The following is an 18282-nucleotide window of genomic DNA, read 5'->3' on the forward strand; positions in this document are numbered from 1 at the left end:
AGTAATTAAATATATAAATTAATTATACTCTCTTTCAACAAATTAGATCTTTTTTAATGAAATCTCTATGGGCAATTCTCTATGTTTTTTTTCACGCTAAACGCTATTTAAAGCGCCAATAATTAATCAATCTAACTAGTTTCCAGCCTAAAAAATTACTTAGAAAAGTGCTAACTGGTCCTGCTAAATATTTTATTTGTTTTACGCCCATTTCTTCAGCTTTGCTAACAGCTTTTTTAGATATACTTTTAAATTTAGGATAAGTTGCTGTAGCTATTTGTTGATAATGTAAAGAAAAGACTTTATGAAGTAGAGCAAGATCAATTTTGTCTTTAAGATGGTTAAATTTTAAATCAGTAGCATTTAGCATAGATTCAAAACCTTTAAAAGTTAATTGAGCAGAGAGATTTTTATTTTTAAAGTGTTGTCTGTAATAATTTAATGCGCCTGGAGCATAACAAATGCCACTTGCTTTTAGAATTACTCTACAGAAATATTCACCGTCATCATCCATGCTTAAACTTTCGTTCCATGGCCCAGCAATCTCTAGTATAGATTTTGGACATAGCCAAGAATGAATAGTTACCATTCCCCCGTAGTTGGATCCAATGAAGTTACCACCGAATAATTTATGAACAAAATCTAAGTTATCACCACAATACCCATCGGTCCATGAATTTATAGGCTCTTTTAAAAGAATATTTTCTCCATCATTAAAATATACTGTAGAACAAATACTTAAATATCCTTCATTCTGTTCTAATAACTTAACTTGAAGCTCAATTTTTTCTCGATTAATTAAATCATCAGCATCCAAAAATTGAATATATTTTCCTTTTGCAATAGCTAAACCATTATTTCTAGCAGCACTAGCACCTTTATTTTCTTGTTTTACGACAATTATATTTTCCGATTCGTACTTTTTGGCGATTTGATAGGAATTATCAGTAGAGCCGTCATCAATAATAATGATTTCTGTATGTGACCAGGTTTGATTAATTACACACTCTATCGTTTCAACTAAATGATTTTCGGCATTATATAATGGAATAATTATCGAAACGAGTGGAGAGGTCATTTGTTTTTGTAAGCGATTTTTTTGGATAGTGTAATTGAGGGTTTTTCTATTAAAATATAAAAGATGTAAGCGCAAATTATCGCAATTAACAGTTGGCTTGTTAAGGTCAAAAGCTCTAAATTTTTGGGTATAGATAGCTTTTTATAAATGCCCAATAAATAAATTAATACTAATGGATGGATAATATATAGTGAGTAGGAGATTGTACCTAAAAAATCAAATATTTTTGAGATTTTCTTTATGAAAGAAACAAAAATTGCTACACCAACTATGAGGAGTAATATGCCAATATTAAAATTTAAAAATATACTTACCGCACTAAAAACAATTGGGATCAAATATTTTTTTTCTTTTGTTAAATGATAATGCATTGTTGCAATACCTATTGCAAAAATAGGGGAGTAAGTTGTAACTAAATAACCAGAATTAGCGAATGGGATGAAAGGAGTTACTGAAAATAGCATCAGAAAACATATCCTATAATACAAATTTGTATTCAAGAAGTATAAACTCCCTATTAAAATATAAAACTGAAACTCTACACATAATGTCCAAAAGACATGGTTGTAAAAACCAAAATTAGTGAATGGCACAATATAAAAAACGTGAGCTAAAAATTGCGCTGGAATAAAAGGAATACTATTTCCTTTAAATGATGGGATAGCGGTAAATAGCCAAAATGATAACAGCGTTAAAATAATAGTTGTTAAATAAGCTGGATCAATTCTAATTGATCGTTTTAATAAAAAATTAAAAAAATATTTTGGATGATAATTATTCTTTATCAAAGCAAGGCAAATTACATAACCACTTACAAAAAAAAATACATGAACACCATATTGACCATAATTTAAAACCTTTGATAAGTTTTTATAGCCAACCAATGAAGAACCATAATGACAAAGTACTACAGCTAATGCTGCAAAGCCTCTTAAAAATTGAATGCTTTGAATAAATCCTTTATGATTTTCCTGCATTAAAAATTTTCGACCATGTGTTTTTACTATACGAATTTGATAGCACCTCATTGTTGTTTAACCAAGGTTCTTTTAAATACTTAATATATAAATCTTGGTTATTGTCTATTTCGATAATTTTTTCTATTAATGGTTCGAAATTTAAATTATTATAATTTAAATACATTTTGAGGATTCTACCATAAGCTTTTAATTTCCTACTTAAATGATTTTGAGGTTTTCTAAATTCTTGAGGTCTAAAATCGACAAAATTTTGCTGAGAAAATTTCTCTAAAGATTGAATAACTTTATTGTTTTTAATCTTAATATATTCATTCGCATTTAAAAAACTTTTCACATTAAAAATTTCACTCACATTTATATCGCCACTGTAAATTGGCAAACTATTTACCTGCATGGCATCATATAGTTTTTCAGTTTGGTAGCCAGGATAGGCATAGTTTTCAAAAGCAATCGTAAACTTATATTTAGAAAGAAATTGACGTTTTCTCTCCCAAGTATTTCCTTGATACAAACTATCAATTCCACTCATATTATTCATGGATTTGCCAGGAGCATCAACTTTTTTATACTTTGATAATTGCCTAAAAAATTCTTCTCTATATGGAACTTTGTTTGAATATAAGAAATTACAAAAACTCGTTTTTTCGCTTACAATTCGATCAATGTCATTATCTGTGAATTTTTTTATAAATAATTCAGGATTTACTCCATGCCATTGAATTCTTTTATAGTTAGGATTATTAATTTCCTTTTCCAACGGGATGCCAAATGCATATTCACAAGTAGTTAAATCTGGAGTCATATTTTCACAGAAATAACCAATCCTTGTATAATTTCCCACGGGAGGGATATTATTGCCATAAGGTCCAAAAACAATAAAATCTGGCTCATCAGATTCTTCAAAATCAAAATCGTCCGTTAATTTATTAACCTCAAAGACTTCCTTTACGAAATCGTTGAATGATAATCCGTTTTGAAACTTTATTTTAATAGATTTTTTAATCATTTTTAAATCAATGATGTTACCATTTCATGTATTGCTTTCTTTGGATTTAACACTTCGTCATAAAGCCGTTTGGCTTCTTTCGCATACTTATCCTGATTAGCATTAACAATTTTTTTAAGCGCTGGATTTATCTGTGTATATTCCTTTATCACTTCTCCAGCTAAATATTTTTCAAATAGTTCGGGATAAAAAGTACTATCTGTTACGATTGTTGGAATGCCGAGCATCATTAAATTAGAAAATTTACCAGATGCCAAGCCAATTTCTCCAATATTTTTCCCTAATCCATTTTGTGGTTGGGCAGCATACAATGCAAAACCAACATCAAAGCATTTTAAGAATTCGAAATACTGATCATCATTTTCAAAAATATGATGATATAAGGTAACATTAACGCCTCTTTGTTGTAATTCTTTAAGTTCTAAATGAACTTTGTGATTGTCTGAAAATTCTTCAAAACTATGTATTACGAGCCAAGTTTCTGATGGCCAATCTCCTTTTAATGCATCAATAAAAAATTGAGCGCCACTCCAAGCCTCCACACTTCCTGAATGGATAGCTAGTTTAAAATGATTTGGTATGGAAAGCTTTTCTTTTAATGCTTTTACATTTTTGGTAAGGTGGGTTATATCTGAAGTTGTTGCAACAGGAATAAGATGCCAATTTGTTTGTTCAGAAACATTATTCTCAGTTTTCAGTAAAGACATTCTGACTTTATCTTGTATTAAAATATCAGTTACCTGAAGAGCATATTTTAATTCTTTTTCTTTTAGTTTTTTGTCCCACAATGTATTAAGCTCATCTTGAAAGTAGATCTCAAATGAAAAATATACTAAATTTTTGCACTTTAAAATTTTATTTAATCTACCTGCTATAATTAACCCAACATGATCTTGACCTATTAACGTTTCTACTTTTTCACGATATAAAAATTTGGCTAAAGAAACATAATCTGCTATTGCTGAAATTATTTTTAAGGGATTTTTTGGCCATAAAATTAAAGGGTTTGGAATTTTATGTTTTTTAATTTTTGATAAATCATCAGGTAACTTTACATTCCCATCCGGACAAATTAAATGAATTTCAACATCTTGTTCCAAAAATTCTCTAAATACTGCAAGTACAGTATTATTGGTGAAAAGTGTTTTTGAGTTTGTGAAATAAGCTATTTTTTTACTCATAGTTATTGCACTTGTATTTTATTTACAATGGTCTGTATATTTTCATCGGTTAATCCCAAACCACTTGGTAAATAAAATCCATTTCTTGCTAGTTTTTCTGCCACAGGATAAGTTTCATCCTTAAATAAACCCATTGATTTAAATACAGGTTGTTCATGGATGCACCAAAAAAATGGACGAGTACCAATCTTATTTTCAGTGAGATAATTTACAATTTCTTCTTTTTCTTTCGCGGTAGGTGCAACTAAACCAAATACCCAATATATATTTTCTGCAAAATTAGTTTTAGCTAAAGGCAATTGATATCCTTTCTCTTTCAAAAAAGAAAGTTGATGCTGATAATTAGCACCCATTTTTCTTTTAATCTCAATAAAACCATCAATTTGTTCTAATTGAGCTAAACCTAAAGCTGCTTGCAAATTTGTCATCCTATAATTCCAACCTAATTCATAATGTACAAAACGTGGTCCATTTGGCTCAAAACAAAGGTTCCTTAATTTTTTACATCTTTCCGCTAAAGTTTTATCATTTGTTAATAACATTCCGCCTTCGCCAGTAGTAATGTGTTTATTCGGATAAAAGCTAAAAATGCTTAAATCAGCCATGCTCCCACACATTTTACCTTTATAAGTCTGGCCGTGCATTTCTGCGGCATCTTCAATTACCTTTAGATTGTATTTTTTTGCTAAAGCCAATATCGGATCCATATCCACTGGTAAACCATAAATATGTACAACTAATATTGCTTTTGTTTTGGATGTAATTTTTGCTTCAATCTGATTAACATCCATGTTCCATGTTAATGGATCACTATCTACCAAAACTGGTAAAGCACCTGCAGTAACAACAGATTGTGCTGGAGAAATAATTGTAAAAGCTGGCATAATAATTTCATCACCTTTGCCAATGTTTAGTGCTTTTATAGCGATATCTAAAGCAGCAGAACCATTACTTACCGCAACACCATACTCACAACCAATATAATTGCTAAAATTTTCTTCAAATTTTGAAATAAATGGACCTTCACTAGAAATCCATCCAGTTTCTATACATTCTGTTACATATTTTAATTCATTGCCATTAAGCAATGGCGTATTTACAGGAATTGGTTGATGCATTTTAATGATTAAGTTTTAGATTTTCTTTAAAATATAACATACACCCCATGTGTTTGTGGATGGAACTGAACCAGTTAAAAATTCTTCGGTACCCAATAGTTTAAATCCGGTTGCGTATGCTAACAACTCAATTTCTGGTCTGCTAAAATGACGCATTGGGTGTCTTTCTGCTATTGTATTTATGCTTTTATCACTGAGGTTTTTAATTGCTATTTCATAGTTAACTTCGACAACATTTTTCTCTGAATAGATTACTGGATTTGCTTTTCGAATAACCTCGATACTTTCATTTTGTAGAATTTTAGTTCGTTTTTCTGGTATTTGATGATAAACCGCAGAACTATGCCATACATCAAAAATAAATATGCCATCTTTATTTAAATGCTCATGAACATTTTTAAATGTTTGAATTAAGCTTTCATTGTCGTTTAAATAACTGATTACATGAAATAAGGAAGTTGCGATGTCAAAAGTTTGATCAAGATTAAATTTGGTGATATCTGCTACTTTAAAACTTACACTTTCATTTTTTTTCTTGTTAGCGATGGCTACCATTTCTTCGCTACGCTCAATACCTAACACACTATAACCCTTTTCTGCCAATAAAAATGCATGTTTTCCAGTTCCAGAACCTAGCTCTAAAATGCTTTTACTTTTAGGGCGATAAGTTTCAATCAATCCACTTACATAATTAGTTTCTTGAACATAATTTTTGTCTTGATAAAGCAAATCATAGTATTGACTGTATAATTTAAAATTTTCGTTCATTCTGATAGTCAGTTATTTATAACTTATGTTTTCTTTACGATGTTCGAAACGTACTTTATCTTCATCTCCACAGTATGGCCCTTGCTTAATTTCTATCATTTCTGCATCTTCTAACATTTCAAAACCATGCCCACCAGCAGCTAATAGAATTACATCACCTTCTTCCACGATTTTACTTTCTAAATAATTTCGATCATCATCATAAAAATCTACTCTTACTTTTCCAGATTTGACGTATAAAACTTCTTGCGTAAGTGTAACTTTTCGCTCCACCAAATTATGCACATGCGGTTCGATTACATACCCTTTTGGTCTATTCATGTAGCCCAATTGCTGAGAAAAATCGCCAGGTGTAAAAAATGAAATGCCTTCTTTTTTAAAATTTGCACGAATTATAATGGCGAGTATGACTTGATGATGTGTTACTTGTTCAACCATGGTTTATTAAATTAATTTAGATTGCGCTACTAAAAAACCTGTTCGAGCACTGTAGGGAAAAGTTCTTTCTGCCATAGGTGCTTGTGTGATTTCAAAACTCAATATATTATCTTGCCAATCGTAACTTTCCGCTTCACTAGCACCTAACCAAGCATATATAAAATAAGTACCTGGAATAAATCCGGTTAATTCAACTTCACAACTGTATGATGTTTCTTCCCCATTAAATTTCACAAAGGGATTTAAAGAAGGTACCGCTTCCATAATTGTTCCACCTAAGCTACTCTTTATTCCAAAAACTACAAATGCACCTGGACTATTTGATGCAGAGTTGGTTTTAAAATGTATGGTAAGTATAAGGTTTGGTTGCTCACCAGAAATTTCATATTTAATGTTACTGAAATGTGGGTGATGCAAATCTTTTTTTGCAACCCAATTATCAATAGAATTAAGACCGCTATTCTGGTAATAATCAATACAATCGTGAACATTTCCTACAAAGTCTGATTTTCCACTATTTAGTACAATTCCACTTTTACATAGATTCATTACAGCATCCATGTTATGGCTCACAAATAAAACAGTTCTCCCTTCGCCTTTGCTAACTTCACTCATTTTACCTAAACATTTCTTTTGAAATTCTGCATCACCAACAGCTAATACTTCATCTACAATTAGAATTTCACTTTCAAGGTGCGCTGCCACTGCAAACGCTAAACGAACATACATGCCTGAACTGTACCTTTTCACAGGTGTATCTAAGTAACGTTGTATACCTGCGAAATCTACAATTTCATCTAATTTTCTGGCAATTTCTTTTTTTCGCATGCCCAAAATAGCACCGTTTAAAAAAATATTTTCTCTACCGCTTAACTCCGGATGAAAACCTGTTCCAACTTCTAATAAACTTGCAATTCGGCCATGACCAGTAATTTTGCCAGTAGTAGGAGAGGTGATTTTGCTTAAGATTTTTAGCAATGTGCTTTTACCAGCTCCATTTCGCCCAATAATTCCAACAGCATCTCCTTGTTCAATTTTAAAATTGATATCCCTTAAACTCCAAACAACATCACTTGTACTTTTAGCATTTTGATTGTTATCCTCACCAATGCGCAAAAATGGATCTTCTTTTTTTCGTATTCGAGCATACCAACGCTCTAAATCTCGACTAATTGTTCCAGTACCTATTTGGCCTAATTGGTAAGCTTTACTAAGGTTCTCTACTTTTATTGCTAATGACATTTATAATTCCTAAACAGTGTCTACAAAATTTTTCTCTACCTTATTAAAAACTATCACTCCAACAAGTAGTATAATAAGGGTGATAATAGAAGTATAGCTTAAGTAGCTCCAACTAAAAGCCCCTTTTCCTAAGAATCCATATCTAAATATCTCAATAAGCGTAGTCATTGGATTATATTTTATAAGCCAACTGTATTTTGGGTATTTTTCTACTGCTGTAGATAGCGGATAAATTACTGCAGTTGCATACATTAATAACTGTACACCAAAACCTACCAAAAAAGAAAGATCCCGGTATTTAGTTGTCATGGCAGATATAATCATTCCAGCGCCTAATCCTAAAAGAGCCATTAACATTACTACTAATGGAAATAATAAAATTGCCCAACTGGGTTGAAAATCTGCTCCTTTATAAAAATAATAATATGCTATAAAAAATAGAAACAAAACCATTTGTACTCCAAAGCGAACTAAATTACTTACCACAATACTAAGTGGCATAATTAATCTAGGGAAATAAACTTTTCCAAAAATTGCCGCATTATCTTTAAATACTGTTGATGTTTTGGTTAAACAATCAGCAAAATAATTCCAGGCAGTAATACCTGCCATATAAAAAAGTGGTTTTGGCAATCCATCAGTTGATATGCCAGCAAGATTTCCAAAAATAAAAGTGAAAATGATGGTGGTAAATAACGGTTGTATAAAAAACCACAGGGGACCAAGAATAGTTTGTTTATAAAAAGAAACAAAATCCCTTCTTACTAATAAACCTAACAAATCTCTATATGCCCAAACTTCTTTAAGTTTTAAATCTAAAAGATGTGTTGAAGGAGCTATTTCCCAAATGTCTTGTTGTTTATTCATTATAAAAGCATAATATAGCTTGTGCCGTAAACAATTAATTTTTTAATGCTTTCGCGATATTTTTCATAGCTAAAAGCTTTTAAAACCTTTTTCTGTAATGCAATTTTTTCGTTGTCATTCAGAGGTGATTTCAATAGCTCATCTAAGGTTTTTTCAATTTCACTCGAATCATCAGGATTAACTAATTTACCTAATTCTCCATTTTTTAGTGCGTCTACACTACCATCTTTATTTCCGGCAATAACAGATAAACCACTTGCCATTGCTTCGATAAATACAATTCCAAAGCCTTCTTTTTTGCTTGGCATCACAAAAATATCCGACAACAAAAAATGGTCGGTAATTTCAGCTTCATCTATAAAACCAATTAATTTAATGTGGTTTGCTATTTGATGTTTTGTTATTAATTTCTCTAATCTTAACTTTTCTTCATCATCAGACTTCCCCGCTATTAAATATACCAATTTTGGATATTTTTTTATTAAGTGGGGTAAAATGGAGATGGTATTATCGTACCCTTTATATTTTTCTGAAGATACAACCCTGGAAAGAGACATTAATATTTTTTGATCTGGATGAAGTTGGTACCTTTCTAGCAACGGTTTTGGTTTGCTAAATTTTGTTGGAAAGAAATAAAATGGATCAATACAATTATTAAGTATTTCTATCTTATCTTCTTTAGTGCCATGAATACTTTTAATCCTTTCTGCTGTGAAATGACTAACAGCAATGATTTTATCTAACCTTTTTAAGGCTTTTAGCTTAGGTTCTGGCAATTTTCTCCAAATTTCTATTCCATGAGCAAGTAAATAAACTTTGGTTTTTGGACTAAATCTTTTAATTAAATAACCAATTGATAATAAATTAATGTGGCTTAAAATAACAACATCAGATCTTATTCCTTTTAGTAAGGATTTAATAACAAAATATTTTCTATGCTCATTAAAAGCATGATATTGTTGTTTTTTTAAGTATCTAGAATCACGGTCAAAATATTTATCGTACATCGAATATACAGTAGGTTCTACTATATTTTCTTCTCCAAGATCGTATAATGATCTGCAAATAGAACGACATACCTTTTCAATTCCGCCTGTAAAACCAAAAACCTTTAGTGTTAAAAAAAGAACTTTATGAGGCATGAAATACTTTATAAAGTGCGAAAGCTGAGGACCAATGTAACTTGTGATTGTTAAAAGAAGTAATTAGTTTTTTAGCTTTTTTATTTTGATAAAGATCTGGAGATGATATCTCTTTGTTTTTCACCATCCATTCTTGAAATGGAAAAGTAAATCCCATTTTTGAGCGATTGAAAATTTGTTCTGGAAGCTCTTTTTTATATGCTTCTATCAGTAATCGTTTTTTTTGGTAAACACCAAATTTTATGGAAGGATGTATTGAGGTTACCAAATTCACAAAGTTCACATCTAAAAATGGAACTCTTACCTCAACGCCATGGCTCATACTCATAAAATCAGTATCCTTTAACAATTGGTTTTGCATATACATATTAATCTCGAACCAACTTGCCCTTTCTTCATCATTTAAATAACGAATGGTATCATTTAAAGGAATATTTTGTAGACAATTAATTACGGTTTGAACATCTATATCTAATAATTTAGCAATAATGTCAGGAGTATATAAACCTCTTAAACACAAGTATTCACCAACCGGAGATTGAAAACTTAAATAATAAAGTCTATTTAATTTGGTGTTTTGTAAAAAACGAGCTGATTTAATTAATTCTTTACTTATTCTGCCTAGATTTTGAATTTTTCTGATACGATCAAATGATGGATATCCACCAAATAATTCATCTGCACCTAAACCTGACAGTACAGATTTTAAACCATTTTCTTTAGCGCATTTGCAAACAAACCAAGTATTAATTCCATCAGTAGTTGGCTGATCCATGTTTTTTAACACAGTGTCAAAATTGTAAACGAAATCCCTGTAGGTAATCAAATGTTCTTGATGCCCTGCTTCAACTCTTTCAGAAATAATTTGACGATAATTACTTTCAGAAAAATCTATTTCATTAAAATTAGCAGATATAGAAGTTAAATTTCCTTTAGCGTAGGTGTCGGCAAGTAAAGTGATAATGCTGGAATCTAGTCCGCCACTAAATAAAACTCCTATACTAGCATCGGATATTAATTGAAGTTTAACCGCTTTATTAAGTTCTTCTTTAATTCTGATAATGGCTTCTCCTTCATCAATTATTTGAATAGCTGTGCTAAATTGGAAATAAGGGTGAATTTTAAAGGAGCCATCGCTTAATTGATATTTTAAAAAGCTACCTTTTGGTAAACTATAAACATTTTTTAAGGTAGTAAATGGCTCTGGAATGTGTCCAAAGGCTAAATAATATATTTTCCAGTTTTCGTTTCCCAAAGGAGTTACACCCGAGTGTGCAAATGCTTTTACTTCTGATGCAAAAGTAAATTGATCTATATTTTTACTGTAATATAATGGTTTTACACCACTTTGATCTCTAACTAAATAGCAACAATTTTTTGTTTTATCGTGTAAACAGAGAGCGAAAATTCCATTTAATTTTTTAAATGAATTTTCTCCCCAAAATTGATAAGCCTTAATAATTACTTCTGTGTCTGAGCTAGTTTTAAAGTGAAAACCTTCTCGAATAAGTTGCTCTTTTAATGCTTTAAAATTATAAATCTCTCCATTATAAGCAATTACAATCTTTTCATCATCACTAAACATAGGTTGATGACCAGCAGCACTTAAATCTAAAATAGAAAGTCTTCTATTGCCTAAGCTTACTTTTTTTTCGTCATCAACAACAACACCAAAATCATCTGGACCACCATGCGCCATGCTATTGCACATTAAGGTTACTTGATGTTTTAATTGTTCAGAAGAAGAATTTTGAGCAATTATGCCAGCAATTCTGCACATGTATTAACTATTTGTTAAATTATTTAAAGACGTAAACCTAATTTGAAAATGGATTGATAAAAATCCTTATATTTCTTTGCTATCTAATCAATGAAAATATGTCAATCAAACACAGCTTCGCCCTCTCAATCACATTAAAATTTTGTAACTGTTTGTAGTTGTGGCAATTATGCTACTGGTTCAATAAAAGCCATAGAAGTATTAATTTGAATAGAATAACCGATATTCTGTAATCTTAAAACTATACTTTTTTTGCTTTTTAAAGATACTAATTCTGCGATAATTCCTTTGAATGGGCCAGCTTTAATTAAAACTTTTTCTCCTAAAGAAATATCGTATTCAATTAATTCGAGATCTGTAGCATTAGCCAACAGTAATTTTAAATCTGATATTTGTTTGTCGGGAATTGAAGCAATTTTGCCAGAAAAATAAATAAAACGACTAACACCATAAGTCATTAACACCTCTGTGTATTCTTTAGCTGAGATATAAACAAAAAGATAAGATTTTAGTAAAGGCTCCTCAACAATTTTCTTCCGATCACTCCATTGTTTTATTGCCTTTTTTAAAGGTAAGTAAGAGATGATGTTTTTTTTTGCTAATGCTTCTTGTGTTGTTTTCTCAGCTCTGGAGCGTGTATAAAGAGGGTACCATTTGTAACTATTGTCTATCATATTTGGTAGCCATCATATTCATTATTTCTTCTTCCAAAATTCCCACCATTTTTTCGGATCTTCTTCGTAATATCCAGAACCAGCATACCCAGAATAATCAGAATAATAATAAGTACTATTTCCACCACCTCTTGCATAGTCAGTAGTATAATAATTAGAGTGGAGCGCATCATCTCCAAAAGCATTTAAAACAATAGCTAGATTACTTAATCCATATTCACGAGATAGCCTTTCTGGTATTGCTGCAGCTCTAAATTGAGATTTCCCTGAACGAATTACAAACAGGTTTACATCAGATTGTCTAATTAATGGAATAGCATCTGAAACTAAACCAACAGGGGCAGTATCTACAAGTACGTAATCATATTGAGGAGCCAATATTTCTAACAATTTCTTCATAGATTCCGTATGTAATAACTCAGATGGGTTAGGAGGTACGGGACCCGATGGGATAAAATCTATGCCATGTACTTCATCACGAATTACCACTTCTTCTAATGTTTTTTGTCCCGTTAGATAAGAACTTAAGCCTATTTTATTGTCACTACCAAATACCTTGTGCAATTTCGATTTTCTTAAATCGGCAGCAATTAGGATTACCTTTTTATCTATTAACGCTAATGTACCAGCTAAATTAACAGTTACAAACGACTTACCTTCCCCTGAAACCTCAGATGTAACGCAAATGGTTTTACTTTTTTTGTTACTCGCCAAAAAACTAAGATTTGTACGAACAGAACGAACTGACTCTGCAAAAACAGACTTCGGTTTTGCTATAGAAAGTGCTTGTCGATTATCCTTATCAATGTATTCTGGGAATTTTCTAATAACCCCAATAATCGGTGTATTTGTTAAAGCTTCAACAGTTTCTTTATCATAGATGTAAGGATTTAAGAAACGTACCAACAGAATTAGACCAAATCCACATGCTAATCCAATCATAGCAGCGAAAGAATATATTTTATTTTTTACTGGCGAGATAGGGACATTTGATGGGAATGCTTTATTTACAATTGCTGCACCTGCAACTATAGCTGCAGCATTTAATTCAGATTCTAATTTTTTCTCTGATAAATAAGTTAAAACTTTATTATTTACATCAAAGTTGGATTGAAATTGTACAAAATCTTTTTCTTTACCAGGTATTTGACTTATACTCTGATTCACCAAAGCGATCTGATTATCAAAATAACGCATCATTTTAAGATTACGATCTTTTAAAGATCTAATGTTATTTTTAATCGCGGATTTAACATCAGAAATCTGCTTGTCAAGCTCTTGAATTGGTTCTGAATTAGGTCTAAATTGAGTTAGCTTTTGTTCTCTAGTACTAATTAATGTATTTAATTGACCAATTAAGTTAGTTAATAAGCCACTAATGTTTCCTTCTAGATCAAAATTAATTTTTATTTTATCTCTATTATTATTGATTTGATTTTCTAACTCATTAATTCCAATCAATTCTATATTTACTTCAGATTTTTGAGCTTCGAGCGAACTTAATTTGCTAGCATTCAATTGGCTGCTAGCACTTAAATCAACCATTTTATTTTTTATTTTGTAGTTGGCCAAGTTCGAACCTGCTGTATCTGCTTTTTTACTTAGAAAACCTAACTGACTTTCAATAAATTCAATAGTTTGCTCCGCTGATCTTCGTTTTTCAATAATATCATATGCAACATATTCCTTCATAATGGAATTTAAAATATCAGCTGCAAAAACAGGATTAGAATCTGTTTGCGTTAGTAACATGATATTGGTAAAGTTACCCATCTCACTAATTCCGATATTACCAGCTCTACCAATGAAATCTTCTTTAGAATTAAATTTAAAGCTATAAGACCCTGAAGGAATTTGACTTTTAATTCTGAACATCATATTTCCCATTCTCAGCGTATCTCCATAATGATATTCCTTTTTGGAACCATTGTTTTCTGAGATTAATGAAAAGGTGGTGGGGTTAACAGCCTCTACTTGATACAAAAATCGACTAAAATCAACTGAATCTTGTTTGATAATTTCTATTTCAAACGGTTTTCTTGGATATAATTCAGTCGTTCTGATTGTACCTTTTAAATAATAGGATATTTTATAATCCAGATTGGAAATTGCGTTTAAAATAACGTCGTTACTACGAATAACTACACCTTCTGCTTGTATTCTATCTGTATAATTATATGCTTGAGAAGGGTCACCTCCCATTGTGTTAAGGGTAGGAGTTCTTTCTTGTAATTTTAAAGAAGCACTAGTCTGATACATTGGCGGGGTGTACAGAATATTTATTCGAGCAATTATTAATGCAATAATTACGCATCCTGCAATCCAATACCAGCGACTAAAAAAAACTTTGAATATTTTATAGAAGTCTATATCCTGTCTAACGGATTTAGTATGTTGTAAAGTTTCTGGATTGCTCATTAACGTGTAAATGTAAATATTAAAACACCTAAGTTAATTACAACCAGTAATGGTTGTATAATGTTATTATAGCTCTGTAATTTTTCACCAAGCACACTACTTTTTGTAGGTTGGATCACAACTATATCGTTGTTTTGCAAAATCAATTTTTTACTAGCTAAACTATTGATATCATTTAAATTTACATAGATAAGTTCTGGATTGCTCCTGTCGCCGCGAATAATTTTTAGTGTTTTAGGGTCAGCAGTTTTTGTGATCCCGCCAGCTTCGCCTAATATATCTATCAAAGTTGTGTTATCTCGTTCTAATAAAAAATTACCTTGCTTCATAAATTCTCCCAATAGGGTCACCTTTACATTTACAATCGTTACTTCAATAATTGGATCCACCAACTGTTTTTCTTCATAAATTGCCTGTAATTTGGCGGTTGCTTCTTTGCGAGTTAAACCAGCTACAGCAACTTTTCCAATTGCTGGGAGATTCACTTTTCCGTCATTGTCAACAGGATAAGAAGTAACATTAGCCGCAGTTCCATTAGAAGAAGCTCCAGCTGCTCCTGTAGAACCAAACTCTTTGTTTTGTACATTTCTGACAGCTAAAATATCATTTACCTTAATCTTATAATACAAGTCACCTAAACCCTGATCATTTACTACATACACTTGTTTAATCGTGTCGGTCACTATATCAGTAGTAGCATTGAAAAGAGTTTTCTCCTTGCGAGCTGCACAAGCTGAAAAAAGTAAAATTATAGTGAGAATTAAGAATAGATTTCTTAGAAGATTGGCTTTCTGCATATTACGGTATTCCTTGTAGGATGATATTGCTTATAAATAATAAAACTATTAAATACACCTTAAAGATGCTGAAAAAATATGAATTTAAGAAACAGGTATTTTTAGTATAACTAAAGAAAATTTCTAAAAAATAATTATTGCATTAGTTTACATTTCTTTAAAAGCAATAACATTTCGGCTTAAAACTTGTTTATAAAAACACAAAAATTCATCCCTTTATGAGTAAATTTAAAATCATTATATTTTTTACTATTCTGTTTTTTTTAAATAATAATAGTGCCAATGCAGCCAATGGATGTATATATGCTTCATCGGGAAATTTATACATAACTCCAACGACAAGTTATAATGGCTTGCCTACTTATGTTTATAATGGGTCTTCAGATAGAGTTACAAGTCCGAATACAGTTTATTGTGTACAAGCAATTTCAACAAATGGTTGTTATATTAAGCAAAGTTCTACCTATAGTTTAGGGAATTATGTAAGTTATGGCCCACTTCCATGCCCACTGGATAAATATACTTGGATTTTAATTGGTGCGGTAATAGGCTGTGGCTGCTATTTTCTTTATAGAAGAAATATTTTAACTTTTAGTTAAATTAAAAATTTTAAACTTTAACTAAACGAGTATAATTGGGTAAAAATGGGAATAAATTACTCATAATTCCTCGTCACATATGGTTTTAATTTATTATTATGTTTGGTAAGGGTATTCTCAAAATACTTACAACTTCAATTTTATAAAAAGAAATGTTGAGTAGGATTTAGAGAAATTAATCCTAGATTAAAGCAATTTTTTTGAATTTATTATATTATTTAGAAAATCTGTCATTGAAAGTAAGTTTAATCACGGTAGTATATAATGGAGAAAAATACATAGAAGACTGTGTTAAATCTGTTATTTCCCAAAAATATAATGATATTGAATATATAGTAATTGATGGAGAATCTACGGATTCTACTTTAGCTATATTGGAAAAACATAAGTCTAACATCGACATTTTTGTTTCTGAGAAAGATAAGGGAATGTACGATGCTTTAAATAAAGGTATTATTTTAGCAACAGGAGACATAATAGGAATATTGAATGCTGATGATATGCTTGCTAATACTGACGTGATTTCGAATATTGTGTCCTGCTTTAAGCAAACTAGCTCAGATGCTGTTTATGGAAATTTGAATTATATAAGTCCAGATTCAAATCAAATTGTAAGAAAATGGAAATCCAAACAGTTTACAAAAAAGGATATTGAATTAGGTTGGATGCCAGCACACCCAACTTTATATATCAAAAAAGAATTATTTAATCGTTTAGGTCATTATTCTCTAAATTTTGGAACAGCTGCAGACTATGAATTAATGCTTAGGTATTTATATCGTTTTCAAATTAATGCGGTATTTCTTAATCAATTAATCGTAAAAATGAGAACTGGTGGAATGAGCAATGCTTCTTTTAGACACCGATATCATGCATTGATTAATGACTATAAAGCAATAAAGGCAAATAAAGTTTCATTTCCTTTAATAACTATACTCTTAAAAAAAATGAGCAAGATTAGGCAATATTTACATTAAATTAATTAAATTAACTTTCAGTAAACATATAATAAGTATTTTTGGGTACATGACAAATCAATTTATTGTGGATTTTTTACAAGGGAATTTAATATACTATATTTCAATTGTTGGTTTAGCATTTCTATTATCAATTGCTGGTATTCCTTCTATTATATTCACGGCAATAAAATATCGTTTATTCGATAGTTCAGATGGTCATAGAAAATCTCATCGAATACATATTTCAAGACTAGGCGGAGTTGCTATTTTTTGCAGTTTTACAATAACTATATTACTATTCGCAACCACCGTTAATTATCAACAAGCCAATTTCTTGATAACTTCCTGTATCATTTTGTTTGGATTAGGACTAAAAGACGATTTATATGGAGTTGGTCCTAGTACTAAATTTTTGCTCCAGCTAGTAGTTGCTATAATTTTAGTTGTTTTAGGAGGATTTAAGTTAACAAGCTTATATGGTGTTTTTTATGTATGGGAAGTTAATGCAATTTGGGGAAGCTTATTTTCCATTGTCGTAATCATTTTTGTAAACAATGCTTATAATTTAATAGATGGAGTAGATGGTTTAGCTGGAACTTTAGGTGCAATAGCTACATTAAGCTTTGGAATATTTTTCGCCATAGCTAATGCTTTACCTTATGCATTTATTGCTTTTGCCATGTTTGGCGCTGTTGCCGGCTTTTTAAAATTTAATTATTCACCCGCAAAGATTTTTATGGGTGATACTGGTGCATTAATTATAGGTCTTGTTTGTGTAATTTTAGCTATTAAGTTTATAGAGCTTAATAAAATTGGCTCATTGCCAAAGCCATATTTTTACTCCGCACCCTCTATTGCAGTTGCAGTTCTTATAGTACCAATCTTCGATTCTTTAAGGATATTTACCATTCGAATCCTACATAAAAGTTCCCCATTTAAAGGAGATCGCAACCATGTTCATCATCGTTTACAGCGTTTAGGTTTTAAGTCCAATAAAATTGTAATGGTTTTGGGTGGCTTTAATATTGCAATGATTTTTTTTGCAGTAGAATTACAGCGTGTAGGAAATTTCACTCTAATTACATTATTGATATCAATTTGTATAATTATGAATGCGGCTATAACTTATGCTATTGGGAAAAGGAATAATAAGAACTATAAATTAATTGATGTTATTTTTAAAGATACCTTTAAACCTTCTTTGGATTAATGTTGTGATTAAAAAACGACAAAAA

Annotated in this window: 17 protein-coding genes; 3 read left to right on the top strand and 14 right to left on the bottom strand. The window is 30.8% G+C overall.

Features of this window, described 5'->3' with window-relative positions:
- Positions 1 to 103: 103 nt before the first annotated feature.
- The 14 genes from HQN85_RS00445 to HQN85_RS00510 all read right to left on the bottom strand — a co-directional run bounded on the left by HQN85_RS00445 (position 104) and on the right by HQN85_RS00510 (position 15489).
- Positions 104 to 1078: a glycosyltransferase family 2 protein gene (locus HQN85_RS00445; RefSeq protein WP_173268379.1), complete on the bottom strand. Its 975-nt coding sequence runs from the start codon at positions 1076 to 1078 to the stop codon at positions 104 to 106.
- A complete protein-coding gene (locus tag HQN85_RS00450) occupies positions 1075 to 2055 on the bottom strand; it encodes an acyltransferase family protein (protein ID WP_173268380.1) in 981 nt (326 codons plus the stop codon). The genes HQN85_RS00445 and HQN85_RS00450 overlap by 4 nt, the downstream gene beginning before the upstream one ends.
- Positions 2039 to 3064 carry a glycosyltransferase family 10 domain-containing protein gene (locus tag HQN85_RS00455; protein WP_173268381.1) on the bottom strand — a complete coding sequence of 342 codons (1026 nt, stop codon included), beginning with the start codon at positions 3062 to 3064 and terminating at the stop codon, positions 2039 to 2041. The genes HQN85_RS00450 and HQN85_RS00455 overlap by 17 nt, the downstream gene beginning before the upstream one ends.
- 2 nt (positions 3065 to 3066) lie before the next feature.
- On the bottom strand, positions 3067 to 4245 hold the full coding sequence (locus tag HQN85_RS00460) for a glycosyltransferase (RefSeq protein ID WP_173268382.1): 1179 nt from the start codon (positions 4243 to 4245) through the stop codon (positions 3067 to 3069).
- A gap of 2 nt (positions 4246 to 4247) precedes the next feature.
- Positions 4248 to 5363, bottom strand: a complete 1116-nt coding sequence (locus HQN85_RS00465; RefSeq protein WP_173268383.1) for a DegT/DnrJ/EryC1/StrS family aminotransferase — start codon at positions 5361 to 5363, stop codon at positions 4248 to 4250.
- Between the two features lie 15 nt (positions 5364 to 5378).
- Positions 5379 to 6131: a class I SAM-dependent DNA methyltransferase gene (locus HQN85_RS00470; RefSeq protein ID WP_173268384.1), complete on the bottom strand. Its 753-nt coding sequence runs from the start codon at positions 6129 to 6131 to the stop codon at positions 5379 to 5381.
- Between the two features lie 12 nt (positions 6132 to 6143).
- Positions 6144 to 6569 (bottom strand): cupin domain-containing protein, encoded by a 426-nt coding sequence (locus HQN85_RS00475; protein WP_173268385.1) that lies wholly within the window; start codon positions 6567 to 6569, stop codon positions 6144 to 6146.
- Positions 6570 to 6575: 6 nt separating this feature from the next.
- Complete coding sequence (locus HQN85_RS15725; RefSeq protein ID WP_173268386.1) at positions 6576 to 7811, bottom strand: ABC transporter ATP-binding protein; 1236 nt, start codon at positions 7809 to 7811, stop codon at positions 6576 to 6578.
- A gap of 9 nt (positions 7812 to 7820) precedes the next feature.
- Positions 7821 to 8678, bottom strand: coding sequence for an ABC transporter permease (locus HQN85_RS00485; RefSeq protein WP_173268387.1), 858 nt, complete (start codon positions 8676 to 8678; stop codon positions 7821 to 7823).
- Positions 8678 to 9820 (bottom strand): glycosyltransferase family 4 protein, encoded by a 1143-nt coding sequence (locus tag HQN85_RS00490; protein WP_173268388.1) that lies wholly within the window; start codon positions 9818 to 9820, stop codon positions 8678 to 8680. Before HQN85_RS00490 ends, HQN85_RS00485 begins: the two co-directional genes overlap by 1 nt.
- Positions 9810 to 11600 (bottom strand): asparagine synthase (glutamine-hydrolyzing), encoded by a 1791-nt coding sequence (asnB, locus tag HQN85_RS00495; RefSeq protein WP_173268389.1) that lies wholly within the window; start codon positions 11598 to 11600, stop codon positions 9810 to 9812. The genes HQN85_RS00490 and asnB overlap by 11 nt, the downstream gene beginning before the upstream one ends.
- Positions 11601 to 11767: 167 nt before the next feature.
- Positions 11768 to 12274, bottom strand: a complete 507-nt coding sequence (locus HQN85_RS00500) for a UpxY family transcription antiterminator (RefSeq protein ID WP_173268390.1) — start codon at positions 12272 to 12274, stop codon at positions 11768 to 11770.
- A gap of 21 nt (positions 12275 to 12295) precedes the next feature.
- Positions 12296 to 14692, bottom strand: a complete 2397-nt coding sequence (locus tag HQN85_RS00505) for a GumC family protein (protein ID WP_173268391.1) — start codon at positions 14690 to 14692, stop codon at positions 12296 to 12298.
- Positions 14692 to 15489, bottom strand: coding sequence for a polysaccharide biosynthesis/export family protein (locus HQN85_RS00510; protein ID WP_173268392.1), 798 nt, complete (start codon positions 15487 to 15489; stop codon positions 14692 to 14694). The genes HQN85_RS00505 and HQN85_RS00510 overlap by 1 nt, the downstream gene beginning before the upstream one ends.
- 218 nt (positions 15490 to 15707) lie before the next feature.
- Here HQN85_RS00510 and HQN85_RS00515 point away from each other — a divergent pair, with 218 nt between their 5' ends.
- The 3 genes from HQN85_RS00515 (at position 15708) to HQN85_RS00525 (ending at position 18257) form a co-directional block, all read left to right on the top strand.
- Positions 15708 to 16088, top strand: coding sequence for a hypothetical protein (locus HQN85_RS00515; RefSeq protein WP_173268393.1), 381 nt, complete (start codon positions 15708 to 15710; stop codon positions 16086 to 16088).
- Positions 16089 to 16288: 200 nt separating this feature from the next.
- Entirely contained in the window at positions 16289 to 17065 is a 777-nt protein-coding gene (locus tag HQN85_RS00520) for a glycosyltransferase family 2 protein (RefSeq protein WP_173268394.1), read from the top strand.
- A gap of 49 nt (positions 17066 to 17114) precedes the next feature.
- Positions 17115 to 18257, top strand: a complete 1143-nt coding sequence (locus tag HQN85_RS00525; RefSeq protein ID WP_173268395.1) for an MraY family glycosyltransferase — start codon at positions 17115 to 17117, stop codon at positions 18255 to 18257.
- Positions 18258 to 18282: the final 25 nt, after the last annotated feature.

This window comes from Pedobacter boryungensis, from assembly GCF_013204825.1.
GTDB lineage: Bacteria > Bacteroidota > Bacteroidia > Sphingobacteriales > Sphingobacteriaceae > Pedobacter > Pedobacter boryungensis.